Raw genomic sequence first — 16,817 nt, 5'->3', positions numbered from 1 at the left:
ACGCCCGCCCTACGCCGCAACCAGCGCGAACGGTGCGCCCGTCATACCCGTCACGCTGCTCGACGAAGGGGGTCCCTTTTGCACGCCGATAGGGGGTCCTTTTTGGACGCCGATTGACACCCCTGCACGAGCCCCGCCTGACGCAGTTCGCCCGCGAAGGCGTGCGATATACAGCCCAGGCTTTCCAACAGATGCGCGTCTCCCGCAGGCGGGTCATCCTGCTTGCAACGCTGCGCGAGATGGAGGCCACGCTTACCGACGCGGCGATCGCCATGTTCAGCGCCTTGATGGGACGCGCTCACCTTCGTGCTCGCAAACGCCTGGAGCAGAGGGTCGCGATTTCGGGACGCGAAGGCCGCGATCGGCTGATGCGGATCGCCACTGTGCTGGAAACAGTTAGCCAGGCAGCACGCGCCGGCGGAGATATCGGTGCGGCCCTCAGGGATATCGTGCCTCTCGACATGCTCGATGCTGATGCCGCAATCATCCGTCGTACCGCGGCACCTCACAGGGACGATGTGCTGAGCGAGATCGCAGCCGAATACCGGACCTTCAAGCGAACAGGGCCTCTATTCCTGCAAGCGCTCGATTTCCACGGTCGGGCCGGCACCGCGGCATTGCGCGACGCGATGGCGATCCTGTCGAATCTTGATGGCGACTGGCGCAAGCCCCTCCCTGCCGACGTTCCGCTCGGTCATGTCGAGCGGCGCTGGCACCGCCATGTCGTGGTCGCCGGCAAGATCGACCGGACGCACTGGGAGATGGCGACTTACGGCGCGCTCACCAATGCACTGGCCTCGGGTGATATCTGGGTGCCGAGGTCAAGGCTGCACAGGTCGCTGGACGTGCTGCTCGCGCCGTTATCCGGCGCAGCGCTGCAACCGCCGTTCTCGCTCGGTAATCCACACGCATGGCTCGATCAGCGCGCCGCGCAGCTCGACAGCGCCTTGCGCGACGTCGCCCACAATCTGGCCGGACGCGATGCTGCCCTGTTCGCTGGCGAGCGATTGCGATTTCCCAAGGAACTGAAGGACGATGATGCCAGGCACGACGAAGGACGGCGCCTGACGCTTGCCTGCTACGACATGCTGCCTGCCACGCGTATCACCGACGTGTTGTCGCAAGTCGAACGCTGGACCGGCTTCACCCGGCACTTCGGGCACGTCTCGACCGGGTTGCCGCCTGGCGATGAGCAGGCCTTCCTCGCCACTCTGATTGCCGAAGCGACCAATCTTGGGCTGTCGCGCATGGCCGAGGTATGCGGCGCAGGGTCACGCCGCGCGCTGCTGCGCATGCAGACATGGCACATGCGCGAGGAAACCTTTCGGGCGGCGCTCGCCTGTCTGACCGACGCCATCCACGCCGAGCCGATCGCCGCCTGGTTTGGGCAAGGACACCGGGCTTCCGCGGATGGCCAGGCCTTCTACCTGGGCGGGCCGGGCGAAGCCGGCGGAGCGGTCAACGCCCATTATGGTCGCGACCCAGTGGTCAAGATCTACACCACCATCACCGACCGCTACGCGCCGCTGCACCAGACGGTGATCGCCGGCACGGCAGGAGAAGCCATCCATGCGCTCGATGGGCTCCTCGGCCATGACAGCAACGCCGATCTGACCGCGCTGCACGTCGATGGAGGCGGCGTTTCCGACATCGTATTCGCGACGATGCATCTCCTCGGGCTCGATTTCGAGCCGCGCATTCCTCGCCTGTCCGACCGGCGCCTCTACGCTTTCGAACCCTCGAAGCGCTATGGCAGGCTTGCGCCACTGTTCGGTCACAGGCTCAACCGGGACCTGATCGTCAGCCACTGGCCCGATATTGAACGTGTCATTGGCGCGATCCGTCACCGCACCGTCACGCCATCGTTGATCCTGAAGAAGCTGTCCGCCTACCGCCAGCAGAACAGCCTCGCTGCGGCGCTGCGGGAGATCGGGCGGATCGAGCGCACGCTGTTCACGCTCCGCTGGTTCGAGGATCCGGCTCTGCGCCGTACCGTCACTGCCGAGTTGAACAAGGGCGAGGCCCGCAACAGCCTTGCCCGGGCGGTCGCCTTCCATCGGCTCGGCCGTTTTCGCGACCGTGGCCTGGAGAACCAGCAGACCCGAGCGGCCGCGCTCAACCTCGTCACCGCAGCGATTATCCTGTTCAACTGTCGCTATCTGGGGCGCGCCGTCGACGAAATGCGTCGTCGAGGAAGCCCCATCGATCCAGCTATGCTGTCCCGGCTCTCGCCGTTGGGTTGGGATCGCATCAATCTCACCGGCGATTATGTCTGGTCCGATCACCTCGATCTCGACGCCAACGGCCTCATGCCGCTGCTCATCAAACCGCTACCGTGAATCCGTGTCCTGATAATGCACAGGGGCCAGTAAGCTCCCCACCGCGACCGTCCTCGACAAGGTACTCGTTGCACCCCGGTTATGGATACGTTGGCAGATCAACTATCTGCTCGGCGCGCCGGCGATCCTCGGAATTGCGATCTATTACGCGCACTACCTCGGGTTCGATACTCTTGTAGATGTGTAAGCGAGTAACTGGACCCCCCTGCCCCGGAATTCCTGTCGACCCACTGCCAAACCGGCGGTCTGAATCGATGCTGTCCTGAACGATCCGGTGCTCCACCCTCGAGTGATCGCTGTGACATAGTCCATCGTCTCGCGAAACGGCGGAATACGGCGCATCGATCGAACGCGTCCTGGACCTGCATTGTATGCGGCCAAGGCTAGATCGACCCGCTTGAACTCATCCAGATGCGCGCGGAGGTATCTGGCCCCTCCCCTCAGGTTCGACAACGGATCTCTCGAATTGAAAACTCCAAGTCCACGCGCTGTACCGGGCATCAATTGGGTAAGGCCAACGGCGCCCTTCGGTGATACGATCAATGGGTCATAGCGGCTTTCCTGGGCCACCAGTGCATCGAAAAGCCCGACTGGCACACCAGCTTCGCACGCCACGGCCTGGATCAAAGGGTAATATTGAGCCCGCCGAGCTTCGAGCCAGCCTGGAAAATCGCCGCGTGGACGGTAGGGTGTGATTGAGCAAGCCTGTGGGGTGTAGAGATAACTTGCCATATCGGACATCGCCGCCCGGCGAGCTCCCCCCGAAACCTGGCCAGTCTGCATCCAAAGGGGCACCGATATATGCGACGTGCTTATTGCCTCCTCTTGGGGTTCCATTACGGGGCTGCCGAATGATCTGAAGTCATTGCCTAAAACGGCTTCCATGCTTGGTACTGGCGGCGTTCCGTCTGTTCGCATACCCCGCGTTCTCGGGCCCACATCGATGACGGCTTCAACTGCCTGCCCATCAAATGTCATTACCTCGGCCTGCTTAGCTGCCGATGTTTGCGCCCATAGCAGTGCCATAACACTACCCACTACGCATAAGCTCGAGTTCGATCGCGTGTTCATCGATCATTGAACATCATGTTTCGAACAACCGCACAACGTGGAAAAAAATTCCACTATCTCCCAGCGCTTAATCCAGACTAGGTCAGGCAAACCCCCGTGGGTAGCAGCTAGATCACAGATATCTGCTGGATGGGTATCAGCTAGCTACCACATAGGTAGCGGTTGCCAAACTGCTAGAGAGCGGCTAGCTATCCAGTCGTTCGAACTATCACAGGATCGGTCATGGCTGCTGTCGTGGCATTCGTCTCACAAAAAGGCGGTGTAGGAAAAAGCACCTTGGCAAGAGCCCTTGCTCGCGAGGCGGCGGCAGGCGAACTGCGGGTTAAAATCGCCGATCTCGATACTCAACAGGGCACTTCGGTCGATTGGCACCGAGCACGCCTTGGCATCTCCATCGAGCCGATTGTGTCGGTTGAGGCATTCAAAACCGCGTCTCAGGCCCTGGCCGCTGCAGACGGCTTCGATCTGCTTATCATCGACGGCCCCGCTCGGACCAGCAAAGCTACACTTGAAATTGCACGGTCATCGTCACTCGTGGTTCAACCCACCGGCGCATCCTTGGACGATCTCAGGCCTGCCGTCCGCGAATACCATGCCCTTGTTAAGGAGGGTATCCCGACTGGACGGCTCGTTTTTGCGCTCAACCGCATTGGAACTTCGGCTGAAGAAAATGACGCGCGGGCGTATTTGACCGAAGCGGGGTATAATGTCCTCGACGGTTCGATCGTGGAACGACCAGCATACCGGCAAGCGCAGAACCAAGGCCTGTCAATTACCGAAACCAAATTCTCCGGCCTTAACCAGCGGGCTGATACTCTGATCCAATCCCTAATCGACAAAGTAGCGGGGTGAATGATGGCCGATATCTCGAAGCTAAAGAAGGCTACTCGTTTGGGTTCACCCCCACCAATCAGTGAGGCGAGCCAGAATTTGGATGCACCCGAAGTAGCCCCCGCCCCTCCGGCTGCACCGCTGGTAACCGCAACCCGCATTGACGCCCGCAGTTCGCGCAAGACTAACCGCACTCAACAGTTTGCGACTAGGGTCACACCCGAATGGGACAATCGAATCCGCGAAATAGCTCAACGTGAGGGTCTGCTTCTTACAGAAGTGCTCGAGAAGGCACTCGACGCTTATGAGAATCTGCTAGCTCAAAGGTAGCTAGCCGCTAGATACCAGCCATCTCAACGCTAGATAGCGGAGGTCTAACTGCTAACACGGTGATCTTCCGCTAGCTGCTAGCCAGCAGCTACTGAGTCACCTAGGACGGGAGAGAAGGGGGTCAGAGGCAGCGAGAAAGGATCGGTCATGCCCCTCGTTGCGCTAAAACCCACCCAGACCATCGTGGACATCGTCGGCGCCCTCGGCGGCACCTGGCACGGCTACAACGCCATGTGCCGTTGCCCGGCCCACGCCGACACCGACCCCAGCCTCTCGATCCGGCAGGGCCATGACGGCATCCTCGTTCACTGCTTCGCCGGTTGCGCTGCCGAGGACGTACTCCGCGAGATCGCCCGCATCAGACCCGGACGCACCTATGACCCACCCGCTGAACAGCGTGCCGGCAGACCCGCCAACGTCGAACGGCTGTGGAACGAGGGGTTGCCGATCGCCGGAACGCCCGCGGAAGCCTATCTCCGCTTTCGCGGCATCACCGGCGCCTTCGACGACCTGAGCTACCACCCGCGCTGTCCGTGGGGACCGAAACCGCATACGCGGTTCCTCCCGGCGCTGCTGATCGCGGCGCGGGAGGGGCGCACGCTGCGCTCGATCCAGCGCATCTTCCTCGACCTCGCGCATGGCGGCTATCTCGACAAGGCTACGCTCGGCACGCCGGGAGGTGCGACCTGGCAGGGCATGCGCGTCACCGACACATTGGCGCTGGGTGAGGGGTTCGAGACCTCGGCCGCCTTCACCCAGATCCACGGCATCCCGTGCTGGGCGACGCTCGGCGCGGCGCGGCTCGACCGTGTCCACATCCCCGATAGCGTCACCACGCTGATCTTCGCCGAGGACAATGACTTCGAGGGCCGACGCGCACGACGCAAGGCGTGGGCCGCCTATCGGCCGCGCGGGCTGACGCTGAAGCGGATGCCGCCACCCTCACGTTATGGCGACTGGGCCGACGTCGTGAAACCCGGAGCCTGAGAGGGAAGGGGGGTCGGGGTCGTGAGCTGCACGAGCAGCCACAGACCCGGAGACCCCCATGAGCGACCTGTTCGACCCTGCGCCCGCGCGCACCGACCACGCTACCGCCGCCGCTCGCCTACTGATCCCGGCGATCGCCAGTGAGCCGAAGATCACGCGCGCGATGCTCAATGACGCGATGATCCGCGCCTATGGCGGCACCGACGCCGATGGTCACTGGACCCAGCGCGAGAGTTTCGAGGTGCTGGAGCATGCGACCGCGCTGGCGGTATGCGCAGCAGGCACCACGCCGGCGGTCGACGCCGCGATCGGGCTTATGGCGCGCCTTCCTACCCAGACCGTGCGCAGCGAGGAGCAGATCGACTGGCAGCAATTCTCGACGCCGCTCGATCTCGCCACAATCGCGGTGATGCTCGCGGCGGTTCGGGCCGATGACATCGTGCTCGAACCGAGCGCCGGTAACGGTCTCCTGGTCGCGGGCCTCCCGCCGATCGCGGCGCTTCAGCTCAACGAGATCGATCCCGCGCGCCGCGCGCGGCTGTCCGCCACTTTCCCGAAAGCCAGCGTTACCGGCCACGACGGCGCGCAGATCGCGAGCGTCATGGCGTCCGCGCCTCGTCCCAGCCTCATCCTGATGAACCCGCCGTTCTCGCGCTCGCTCGGCCGCGGTGCCGACGCGCTCGCGGCGGTCCGCCATCTGCAGGCGGCGATCAAGCGGGTCCGCCCTGGCGGGCGCGTCGTCGCGATCATGCCCGACTGGTTCTTCAACTCGGCGCGTATGGGCGCAATCTGGTCGACGACGCTCGCCAGCGTCGCGCTCCGAACATCGATCCGGCTGACCCATGCCTATGGCAAGCACGGGACGGGGGTCGCGGTGCGCCTCTATGTCATCGACAAGACGGTGGGTGATACGACGACGATCACGGTGCAGCGCCGCGATGTCAGCGACCTGGTCGACGCGCTGGTCATCCCGTCCCGTCAGGATCTGATCCCGGAGACCGCCACCCCGACGCCGGTCAAGCGGGGCGGGGGGCTGTCGCTCCTGCGCAGCGTCAGGTCGAAGCCCGCTACCACCCCGCGCATCTTCCGCGCTCCCGCGAGGAACGAGGTTCTGCCGGTCGGCTACCAGGTGCTCGAGACGCCGGCGCCGCTCGCCGAGCAGTCCGGTGTCTATCTGCCCTATCGGCCGAGCCGTATCGTGTTCGACGCTGCCGGCGAGCATCCGACCGCGCTGGTTGAATCGATCGCGATGGGCTCGATCCCCGCGCCGATCCCCGTCCATGTTCCTTCGCTGCCGGAACGCACCGTCACGGAACGGCTGTTGTCCTCCTCGCAACTCGAGACCGTCGTCTATGCCGGCCATGCCTGGACCCAGTATATTCCTGGCCTCAGCAAGCCCGACAAGGAGGGGGTGGGGCTGGTACTGTCCGAGGACGGACGCGCGTACCGCAAGGGCTATTTCCTGGGCGACGGCACCGGGGCAGGGAAGGGGCGGCAGGTCGCGGCCGTCATCCTCGACAACTGGCTGGCGGGTCGCCGCAAGAACATCTGGATCAGCAAGAACGAGGCGCTCCATGCCGATGCGATCCGCGACTGGACCGCGCTCGGCGGTCTCGCGGCCGACGTGCAGCCGCTGTCGCGCTGGAAGATCGACGAGCCCGTCACGATGGACGAGGGCGTCCTGTTCGTGACCTATCCGACGCTGCGCTCCAACCGCGGCGACGCCACCCGGCTCGATCAGATCATCGCCTGGGCGGGTGCCGACTTCGACGGCGTCATCGCGTTCGACGAAGCGCATGAAATGGGCGGCGTCGCGGGTGGCGAAGGGTCGATGGGCACCAAGAAGGGCTCCCAGCAGGGCATCGCCGGCGTACTCCTCCAGAACCACCTGCCAGACGCGCGCGTGCTCTACGCCTCGGCGACCGGCGCGTCGGAGGTGAACAACCTCGCCTATGCCGTGCGTCTCGGTCTGTGGGGGCCGGAGACGGCTTTTGCCAACCGCGAGGCGTTCATCACCCAGATCCGGCAGGGCGGGATCGCGGCGATGGAACTGGTCGCGCGCGACCTCAAGGCGACCGGCCTCTACACCGCGCGCGCGCTGAGCTTCGCCGGCGTCGAATATGACATCCTGCGCCACGAGCTGACGCCTGAACAGATCGCGGTGTACGACACCTATGCCGATGCCTGGGCGATCATCCATCGCGGTCTCGAAAAGGCGCTCGAACTCACCGGCGTCGTCGACAGCAACGAGGGCAAGACGCTCAACTCGGGCGCGAAGGCCGCGGCGCGCTCGCGGTTCGAAAGCTGCAAGCAGCGGTTTTTCGGGGCGCTCCTCCTATCGGCGAAGCTCCCGACCGTCATCGCCGCGATCGAGCAGCATCTGGCGGCCGATCAGTCGGTCGTACTGCAGCTGGTCAGCACCGCCGAGGCGATCCTCGATCGCCGGCTTGGCGAACTCTCGCCCGACGAGCGCGCGGACCTCGACATCGATCTCTCCCCGCGCGAGGCGGTGATCGACTATCTGACCCGGGCATTCCCGGTCCAGCAGATGACGTTCTTCCGCGACGATACCGGCGAAGTGCGCTCGCGACCGCTGTTCGACGAGAGCGGCCATCCGGTCACCAACCCGGAAGCTGAAGCCGAGCGCGACAATCTGGTCGAACAGCTTTGCGCGCTGCCGCCGATCGCGGCCGTGCTCGATGCCATCATCACCCGGTTCGGCACTGAGATGGTCGCCGAGGTGACGGGACGCACCAAGCGGCTCATCACGGTGAGCGGGGGAGGACAGAAGCTCGAATCGCGCTCGGCGCGTGCCACGCAGGCCGATTCCGCCGCCTTCATGGAAGGCACCAAGCGCATCCTGGTGTTCTCCGACGCCGGGGGGACCGGCCGCTCCTACCATGCCAGCCTCGATGCGAAGAACCAGCAGCAACGGGCGCATCTGCTCCTGGAGCCGGGCTGGAGAGCCGATCGCGCGATCCAGGGCCTGGGACGTACCCACCGCACGCATCAGGCCTGCTCGCCGCTGTTCCGGCCCGTCACGACCGACTGCAAGGGCGAACTCAGGTTCACCTCGACCATCGCGCGGCGTCTCGACAGCCTCGGCGCGCTGACACGCGGCCAGCGCCAGACCGGGGGGCAGAACCTGTTCGACCCGGCCGACAATCTCGAAAGCGATTACGCCAAGGCTGCGCTCATCAGCTGGTATCACCTGCTCGTCAGCGGCAAACTGACCAGCACCAACCTCACCGACTTCCAGCATCGCACGGGGCTCGAACTGCTCGATACCGACGGCGTCCTGAAGGAGGATCTGCCGCCGATCCAGCGCTGGCTCAACCGGTTGCTGGCGCTGCCGATCGGCCTTCAGAACTGCATCTTCGACGAATTCCTGGCGCTGGTCGAGGCACGAGTCGCGGCCGCGCGCGAGGCGGGGACACTCGATGTCGGCGTCGAGACGATGACGGTCGAGACCGCGACCGTGCTCGACGATACGATCCTGCGCACCGACCCGGTCAGCAAGGCGACCTCGCACCTGCTGACGATCGAGGTGACCCGGCGCCGCAACCCCATGTCGCTCGAGCGCGTGCTGCGCATCGCCGATACCGACCAGACCGCCGTGTTCGTGCGCAACGGCAAGTCGGGCAAGGTCGCGCTGCGCACCAACGCGCGCTCCTGGCTGACCGAGGACGGGGTGGCGGTGTCGCGCATCGAACTGATGCGTCCGACCCGGCACGAATATCTCGCGCTCGACGATCTCTACGAGACGGCCTGGGAGGAATGCAGCCGCGCACGGTTCGAGGCGGAATGGTCGGCCGAGGTCGACGAGATCCGCGGCAAGCTCGACGTCGAGACGATCCGGCTCGCGACCGGCCTTCTGCTGCCGATCTGGTCGGCGCTGCCGAGCGACCATCTCGTGGTCAACCGCGTGGTCGATGCCGAGGGTCGCTCCTGGCTCGGGCGCATGGTGTTCCCGGGCGACGTGCCGGCGCTGTTCTCGAAGATGGGCCTCGACAGCAACGACGTGCTCAGCCCGGCCGAGGTCGCGCGCGCCGCGATGGAGGGCGGGACGGTCACGATCCGGCGACCGTTCGTGTGCGAGGTGAAGCGCGTACGCGTCAACGCCAAGCCGCGCATCGAGATCAGCGGCGCACCGGCTGACCAGCTCGCGTGGCTCAAGTCGATCGGCTGCTTCACCGAGATCATCGCCTACAAGACGCGCGTCTTCATCCCCGTCGAGACGGCCGATGCCGTCCTCGCGCGCCTGATGGCCTGACCGGCACGATAACCGACAACTAGCTGCCAGCTAGCAGCTTGTTGGCACGACCTGGTCCCCCTCCCGCCGAGGCGGGAAACGAGAGGGGAGAAGGAGCGGGGAGGGTGTCCGGATCGGGGGGAAACGCCCGTGCGCCGGACACTTTCCCGCTCATGGAGACGACAGATGACCCAGACCGTCAAACTCGCGAAGCTGAAGCGTTCCGAGAAGAACGTGCGCACCACGCCGCCCAAGAACATCGAGGCGATGGCCGCCAGCATCCGCGCTCGCGGCATCATGCAGAACCTGCTGGTGACCGCCGCCCGCCCGAAGGGCATGTTCGAGATCATCGCCGGCGATCGCCGCTATCTCGGTGCGATGATGCTGGCCGAAGCCGGCGAGATCGTTGCCGCCGACTATGACGTGCCGGTCAAGATCATCACCGGCGACGAGGCGGACCTGCGCGAGGTGTCGCTGACCGAGAATTTCCAGCGCGAGCAGATGACCGTCGCTGAGGAATGCGTCGCGTTCCAGCACTTCCTCAAGACCGACGGTGACGTCGACGCGGTCGCCAAACGGTTTGGCCAGACCCGCCGCTTCATCGAGGGACGGCTGCGCCTCGCCGATCTTGCCGAACCGATCTTCGAAGCCCTGGCCGCGGGCAAGATCTCCTACGAGATGGCCAAGGCCTACGGCTCGACGGCCGACAAGGCCAAGCAGGAGCGCGTGTTCGAGCAGTATGGTCACTCGTCCTACGTCAACGCCGACCAGATCCGTCGCGCGATCGCCAACGACACGATGAAGGCGACGGATCCGATCGCGATCCTGGTCGGTGCCGATGCCTATGTCGCCGCGGGCGGCCGCATCGAGCGCGAACTGTTCAGCGAGGACGGTGACCGCTGGACCGACCCGGAACTCGCGCAGACGCTCGCTGCCTCGCTGATGGAGGCCGAGGCCAAGCGGCTCGGCGAGGAACTGGGCGTCGCATGGGTGCGCCCCGTCGCCACGACCAGCCTCTACGGCATCACGTCCGACCTCCACCGCGTGACGCTGCCGGCAGCGCCGCTGACGGACGAGGAACAGACGCGCTGCGACAAGATCGAGGAGCGCGTGCAGGTCATCGAGAGCGATATGGAGGACGAGGGTATCGATGACGACACCTATGCCGCGCTCGATGCGGAATCGGATCGGCTGCGCGAGGAATATCAGGCGATCCACGACAAGGCGCCCGAGCTGACCGACGAGGTCAAGGGCCAGGTCGGCGTCTTCCTGACGCTCGGCCGCGACGGCAAGATGACGCTCGACACGACCTATTACAGCGAAACGCCGATCCGCCTGCCCGGGGACGATCGGCCGCTGCCGTCGTCGCCGTCGTCGCGTCGCACCGCCGACCTGCCGCCCGAGGCGGTCGCTCCTGGCGGCAAGCCGCTCAGCGCGCGGCTCCATGACGAACTGGCGGTCCAGCGCCGCGACATCCTCGCCGCGTCGATCCTCGGCGATCCGGGGCTCGCGCTCGACTATATGCTGTTCTGCCTCGCCGACCCCAGCCACGGCTACGGCCGCTACGGGACGACGGTTCGGGCAGGGCGTCCGCAGGACCCGCAGATGCCCAAGGATCAGCCCGCCACGCAGGCGCAGGTCGCGATCGCCGAAGCCCGCGAGGGTCTCGACACGTCGTGGACGGAAGGGTCGAACCCGGTCGAGCGGTTCGAGGCGTTCCGCGCGCTCAGCGACGACGCCAAGGCGGCCTGGCTCGCGGTCGTGGTGGCGACCTCGCTCGAGGCCAAGCCCGATTACAGCTCGGTCACCACCAACCCGCTCCATGCGCGGCTCGCCTCGATCCTCGAGATCGAACCCGCCAAATGGTGGCGCCCTACCTCGGCGAACTTCTTCGACCGCGTGTCGAAGGGTACGCTGCTGGCGCTGCTCACCAACGTCGGGGGCGCGCCGCTCGCGGCCCGCTACATGGCCTCGAAGAAGGGCGAGATCTCGACCAGCTGCGAGAAGCTGTTCGCCGGCGAAGCGATCACCGAGGCGGAGACCAAGGACGCGGCGCTGGCCTGGGTGCCCGACGCGATGCGGTTCGATCTCGTGTCGGTCGCCGGTGCCGACGAGGCAATCGACGACGAGCCCGGCGATGAGGGCTTCGACGACGACGACTACGGCGACACCGATGATCTCGGTGCCGACGATGCCGGGATCGACAGCGACGAGGCGCTGATCGCGGCCGAATAGCCCCCCGATACCCCCGGCCCGTTCGTCTCCCGGGCACACCTTGGCGGCTGTCCCTCACCGGGGCGGCCGCCTTCTTTTTACCCGCGGACCGTCACGCGTGGCCCGCGCATCGAGGGAGCTTTCCCATGACCTTTCACCGCAAATCGACTGCGCCACGCCGCGATGTCGCGGCCGAGATCACCAACCTCATAATCGCCAAGCTTGAAGCCGGCGTCCTGCCCTGGTCGCGCCCCTGGGGACTGACCGGGGCAGGGGGGCGACCGCTGCGGCATTGCGGCACGCCCTACACCGGCATCAACGCGCTCTATCTCTGGGCGATCGGCGACGCCCAGGGGTTCTCTGGCCGCAACTGGATGACCTACCGACAGGCGACCGAGTTGGGCGGACAGGTACGACGCGGCGAGCATGGCGCACACAGCGTCTATTACTCGACCTTCTCGAAAACCGAGGCGGACCGGATCACCGGCGAGGCGGCAACGAAGAATATCCGGTTCCTGCGCTCGTACACGGTGTTCAACGTCGACCAGATCGACGGCCTCCCGGCTTATTATTATCCGGTGCCCGCACCGCCCGAGCCCCGCATCGAGAGCCGGCACCGCGCCGCGATCGATGCCTTCTTCGGAGGCCTGCCGGCGACCGTGCGGCATGGCGGCGATCAGGCATTCTACTCGCCGATCGGCGACTATATCCAGTTGCCGCAGCGCGGCGCGTTCCGCTCGGACGATCATTACGCCAGCACGCTCGCGCACGAATATGTTCATTATTCGGGCGCGCCGCAGCGCCTCAACCGCGAGTTCGGCAAGAAGTTCGGCGACAACGCCTATGCGTTCGAGGAGCTGGTCGCCTGCATCGGCCAGTGTCTGGTGTGCGCCGACCTCAACCTGCCCGGCGAGCTGCACGACAATCACGCCAGCTACGTCGACCATTGGCTCAAAATCCTGAAGGGCGATTCGAGCGCGATCATCAAGGCCGCGGCGAAAGCCGAGCAGGCGGTGACCTGGCTCCATAACGCCGCCGCGGGTGGCGCGCCCGAGATCGACCAACCCGAAGCCCTCGCGGCATGACCCGGAGATCCCACCATGCACATCGAGTTGCGCAAGCTGAAGGTGGTCGACGCTTTGTCCGAGGAAACGACCTGCTACTCGGCCGAGATCTGGATCGATGGGCAGCGCGCCTTCCTCGCCTCGAACCGCGGTCATGGCGCCGCGGACGATTACCATGCCGTCGGCAGCGTCACCGAACAGGCGGTCGATGCCTGGCTCGCCGCCAACCGGCCCGTCTCGCGGCTCGGCGACAGCGTCATGCCGCACTGCCTCGAATTCGAGGTGGCGGCGCTCATCACCCGGATCGAGGAGGCGAAGCGGCTGCGCCGGCAATGCCGGACGAAGCTGGTGACGATCGAGGGCGACCAGGTGTTCTGCTATCGGCTCAAGGGCAGGACACCCGCCATCGTGTTCGCCGGCGTGCAACGCCTCACCCCGTCGGCGCGCATGGTCAACGGCGATGACGCCGCGCTCGACGAGGCGGTCGCCGTGATGATCGCCCAGGCCGGGAAGCACGCCCCATCCTGATCGCATGACAGCTTCCACCCGATAGGACAGGATACGCACCATGCAACCGCAACGCCGCCCCCTCATCCGCGCACTCGCCTTCGACGAGGTCGGCGCCGCGATCGGCCGCCTCGTGGATGTCGCCTCGTCCGATACCGGGCAGGCCGCGCGCGTCGCGGACTTCCTGCTGGCGTGGTGGAATGGTGACGACAACGGCCACTTCCCCATCCTCCACCTCAGCAACTGCGACGCGATCATTTCCGAGGACATGCTAATTGTCATGGCCTGGCTCGCGCAGGAGCCTGCGATCTATCCCGATGCGTGGGGCTATCGTGACGCAATGGTCGACCTTGTCGGCCGATGGAGGCTGCGATGAGCGCACGGCCGTTACAACCATTATGGGCCTGCTTTCGTTTGCCCCGAACGCAATCATGGCGGCAGACCGTAGTGGGAGACTGGCATGAGCGATAATATACGGCTCGCGCTAATGCGGCAGGCGCTCGCGCTTTATGACGCGACCGACGACGGAGCGACCGTTGCCGCCTGTCATCTGCAGGCCGCGGTCGATGCGGAGCAGGGTCTGCGGCCTATGCAACCGGGCGAGGACATCGATCCTGAAATACCGGAGCAATTACGTAACTGGTTATCGTGAAGGGGAGGGGGAGCGAATTTCTGAGCGCGTGAGGCGCTCGGGAGATCGCTCATGCCCTACGATGTCGCCTTCCGCCACCAGCAGGCGCTCGACCCGAGCGCGCTGGTCACGATTGGAGCAAGCCTTCACGCCATCACCCGCGCGATCGACGACTGCCGCAACGCCGGCATCGCCTTCGAGACCGATCCCGCGGTCATCCTGCTCGCCCGCCATCTCGCAAGCGTCACCGCGCGGCAGTCCGAAGACGCGCTCCTCAAGCGGCGCTGCATGGACCGTATCGCCGAGCTGCGACAGCACCCGGCGCTGCTGACGCTCGCGGTGCGCGGCGTCGCGCACGATGCGGCCGCCAAGGATCGCTTCCACAGCGACGGACGCAAGGCGCTGCGCCGGCTCGCCGAAACGCTGGGGCTCGACCCCGCGCACTACGACCTTCGCTCGAACCGCAGCCACGCCTCCCGGTCCGGCGAGATCACCCTCCACGGCGAGGAGCTGTGGATGCAGCTATCGCTCCACGGCACCATGGCCGACCGCGAGGTCATCTACCGCCGCGTCAGCGGTCGTCACGATCACCTCGGGGAGCGCGACTGCTACGCCTCGATCCGCGACCTGCTCGCGCCCGAGCGGTTCGCCGTGCGGCTGCGCAAGGAATTGCGGCTCACACCGCCGGTCGCCGAGCCGGTCAGCCTGTTCGGCTGATCGATCACCCGTCCACACACGCGAAAGGACCGCCATCATGGGCTGGCTAAGCATGCCGCTGTCGTCGATGTTCCCGCACACAGGCCCCAAAGCCTATCTCGACGCGCAATTCACCTACGACAACCGCGATGCCGACGGGAAGGGCAAGGCGCTGCGCGTCATCGCCTCTTCCTGCCTGCGCAACAAGGTCTGGTACGCGGCCGTGGTGCCGTCGACCGACGGCACCGACGAACCCGCCTTCGCGGCCGTCTGCCTGGTCAGCTGGAATCCGCGTGCCAAGGACGGATTCGTGTTCGCCTACAAGGATATGACCGAACACGCCGGGCCATGCGAGGCCGAATGCCCCGAGCGCATCCTCTCGCTGCTCGGCGATACCGACGATCCCGGTGCGCTCGACTGGCGCCGACGCTGCCTCGAGCGGCTCGCGACCCCGGTACGCCCGCTCGAACACGGCATGCACATCCGCTTGCCGAGCAAGGTCACCTTCGTTGACGGCTATGAGGGAGACGAGTTCATCGTCCACAAGCGCGGCCGCAAGATCTCGCTCGCGATCCCCGGCAACAGCTACCCGAAATATCGGATCGGTAACCTTCGCAAATGGGCGTGGACACTCGTGCCGCCCAAGCCCGAAACTCGCGTCCACAAGACGGTGTTCGGTTGATCGCCGACATCCCCCACGTCAGGATCATCGCCATGTCCGCCCCGTATCCGCCCGTCACACCCAGCCCGAAGCGGTCGCAGCTCTGCAGCCGCGCCCATGCCCAGCGCGTCGCCATGCGGATGTTCGATGCCGGCGCACGCCAGGTCTCGATCGTGCGCACCGGCGATCCGCTGCAACCCTTCCGCGTCCTCCCGGTCATCGTCGACGGGCCGAACGTCGAAGTCGAATTGCGCTACGCATGAGGGGCGCGCTGCTCCTCGGCATCGCCGCGCTCGCCGCCTGCGGGGCAGGGGCACCCCAGGGCCACGACGGTGCGACGATCACCGGCGAGGGGCGGGCGATCGACGGCGACACGGTTTCGGTCGATTTCCGCCTGTCGGGGGCCGACGCCTTCGAGCGCAAGCAGATGTGCTCGAAGGACGGTGCCTGCTATCCATGCGGCAAGTTTGCTCAGGATTCCGCCTCGCGTATCCTCAAGAGCGGTGTCGCCACGATCCGCATGACCGGCGCGAGCAGCTATGGCCGCCCGATCGCCATCGTGACGGTCGACGGCTACGACCTGGGCGAGCAACTCATTTTGCAGGGTCTGGCGGTGCCGGCGACGCAATATCTGCGCGGCGATCCGCAACGCGCCGCGCGCTATGTCGCCGCGGCAGAACAGGCCCGGTCAGCGGGTCGCGGTGCCTATGCGGGGGAATTCATCGATCCGGCGCGCTGGCGGCGCGGGGAACGCCTCGCGTGCGAGGCGCGTTATTGATATCCCCCCCTTGGAAGAGGCGGTCCGGCATGCTCCCTTGCCGAACCGCCTTTTCTTTTGTCGTCAGCCCTTGAGCTTCGGACCGGGGCCACGATCGTCGGAATCGTAATCGGGTCCCGGGTCATGCGACCAGGACGCGCCGATCGCGAACGCCGGGTCGAACCGGCCCAGCGGACCGTCCGGCTCGGCCGCGACATACGGGTTGACCAGCGGCTTCACCGGCAGCTTGTTGCGGTAGATGTGCCCGGCGATGCGACCGCGCGCCTCCAGCAGCTTCTCCAGCCAGACGAGATCGTCGAGCATGGTCACGACGCCCTTGCCGGCGACGCAATAATAGCCGACATCGTCCGCCTGCCGCACGATCCACCGTCCGCGTGAAGACGCGGTCGGTGAGGGGCGCTCATCGCGCCCTGCCCGGCCGAAGGGCCGGGGAGGGGAGGAGGATTGAAGATCGGT

13 protein-coding genes and 2 pseudogenes are annotated in these 16,817 nt (G+C 65.6%); 13 read left to right on the top strand and 2 right to left on the bottom strand.

Annotated elements, in window-relative coordinates:
• Nucleotides 1–119: 119 nt before the first annotated feature.
• Nucleotides 120–2,339, top strand: a pseudogene (locus ACP7A3_RS20365) (Tn3 family transposase); the annotation flags it as partial.
• A 153-nt stretch (nt 2,340–2,492) separates the two neighbouring features.
• On the opposite strand, the gene ACP7A3_RS20360 reads toward ACP7A3_RS20365, so the two are convergent.
• Nucleotides 2,493–3,071 carry a lytic transglycosylase domain-containing protein gene (locus ACP7A3_RS20360; RefSeq protein WP_233447685.1) on the bottom strand — a complete coding sequence of 193 codons (579 nt, stop codon included), beginning with the start codon at nt 3,069–3,071 and terminating at the stop codon, nt 2,493–2,495.
• Between the two features lie 561 nt (nt 3,072–3,632).
• Here ACP7A3_RS20360 and ACP7A3_RS20355 point away from each other — a divergent pair.
• The 12 genes from ACP7A3_RS20355 (at nt 3,633) to ACP7A3_RS20300 (ending at nt 16,361) form a co-directional block, all read left to right on the top strand.
• Nucleotides 3,633–4,262 (top strand): ParA family protein, encoded by a 630-nt coding sequence (locus ACP7A3_RS20355; RefSeq protein ID WP_029623217.1) that lies wholly within the window; start codon nt 3,633–3,635, stop codon nt 4,260–4,262.
• A gap of 456 nt (nt 4,263–4,718) precedes the next feature.
• Nucleotides 4,719–5,558 carry a DUF7146 domain-containing protein gene (locus ACP7A3_RS20350; protein ID WP_426256998.1) on the top strand — a complete coding sequence of 280 codons (840 nt, stop codon included), beginning with the start codon at nt 4,719–4,721 and terminating at the stop codon, nt 5,556–5,558.
• Nucleotides 5,559–5,616: 58 nt separating this feature from the next.
• Nucleotides 5,617–9,831, top strand: a complete 4,215-nt coding sequence (locus ACP7A3_RS20345) for a strawberry notch-like NTP hydrolase domain-containing protein (RefSeq protein WP_426256999.1) — start codon at nt 5,617–5,619, stop codon at nt 9,829–9,831.
• 165 nt (nt 9,832–9,996) lie between these two features.
• On the top strand, nt 9,997–12,045 hold the full coding sequence (locus ACP7A3_RS20340; protein ID WP_037447387.1) for a ParB/RepB/Spo0J family partition protein: 2,049 nt from the start codon (nt 9,997–9,999) through the stop codon (nt 12,043–12,045).
• 125 nt (nt 12,046–12,170) lie between these two features.
• Nucleotides 12,171–13,109 carry an ArdC family protein gene (locus ACP7A3_RS20335; RefSeq protein ID WP_426257000.1) on the top strand — a complete coding sequence of 313 codons (939 nt, stop codon included), beginning with the start codon at nt 12,171–12,173 and terminating at the stop codon, nt 13,107–13,109.
• A 15-nt stretch (nt 13,110–13,124) separates the two neighbouring features.
• Complete coding sequence (locus ACP7A3_RS20330) at nt 13,125–13,616, top strand: hypothetical protein (RefSeq protein WP_016510938.1); 492 nt, start codon at nt 13,125–13,127, stop codon at nt 13,614–13,616.
• A gap of 40 nt (nt 13,617–13,656) precedes the next feature.
• Nucleotides 13,657–13,971, top strand: coding sequence for a DUF7673 family protein (locus ACP7A3_RS20325; RefSeq protein WP_010408907.1), 315 nt, complete (start codon nt 13,657–13,659; stop codon nt 13,969–13,971).
• Between the two features lie 84 nt (nt 13,972–14,055).
• On the top strand, nt 14,056–14,247 hold the full coding sequence (locus tag ACP7A3_RS20320; RefSeq protein WP_024310640.1) for a hypothetical protein: 192 nt from the start codon (nt 14,056–14,058) through the stop codon (nt 14,245–14,247).
• A 51-nt stretch (nt 14,248–14,298) separates the two neighbouring features.
• Nucleotides 14,299–14,943: a hypothetical protein gene (locus ACP7A3_RS20315; RefSeq protein WP_010408914.1), complete on the top strand. Its 645-nt coding sequence runs from the start codon at nt 14,299–14,301 to the stop codon at nt 14,941–14,943.
• Nucleotides 14,944–14,980: 37 nt separating this feature from the next.
• Nucleotides 14,981–15,604, top strand: coding sequence for a DUF6927 domain-containing protein (locus ACP7A3_RS20310; protein WP_010408917.1), 624 nt, complete (start codon nt 14,981–14,983; stop codon nt 15,602–15,604).
• Nucleotides 15,601–15,846: a hypothetical protein gene (locus ACP7A3_RS20305; RefSeq protein WP_079247040.1), complete on the top strand. Its 246-nt coding sequence runs from the start codon at nt 15,601–15,603 to the stop codon at nt 15,844–15,846. Before ACP7A3_RS20310 ends, ACP7A3_RS20305 begins: the two co-directional genes overlap by 4 nt.
• Nucleotides 15,843–16,361, top strand: a complete 519-nt coding sequence (locus ACP7A3_RS20300) for a thermonuclease family protein (RefSeq protein ID WP_010408925.1) — start codon at nt 15,843–15,845, stop codon at nt 16,359–16,361. Before ACP7A3_RS20305 ends, ACP7A3_RS20300 begins: the two co-directional genes overlap by 4 nt.
• A 63-nt stretch (nt 16,362–16,424) precedes the next feature.
• Here the strand turns inward: ACP7A3_RS20300 and ACP7A3_RS20295 are convergent.
• Nucleotides 16,425–16,817 (bottom strand): annotated as a pseudogene (locus ACP7A3_RS20295) (hypothetical protein); the annotation flags it as partial.

The sequence above is a fragment of the Sphingomonas sp. DC5200-1 genome (assembly GCF_049897245.1).
GTDB classification, from domain to species: domain Bacteria; phylum Pseudomonadota; class Alphaproteobacteria; order Sphingomonadales; family Sphingomonadaceae; genus Sphingomonas; species Sphingomonas aquatilis.
The sequence above is the reverse complement of the archived record's forward strand: the minus strand, read 5'-3'. Positions and strand labels throughout refer to the sequence as shown.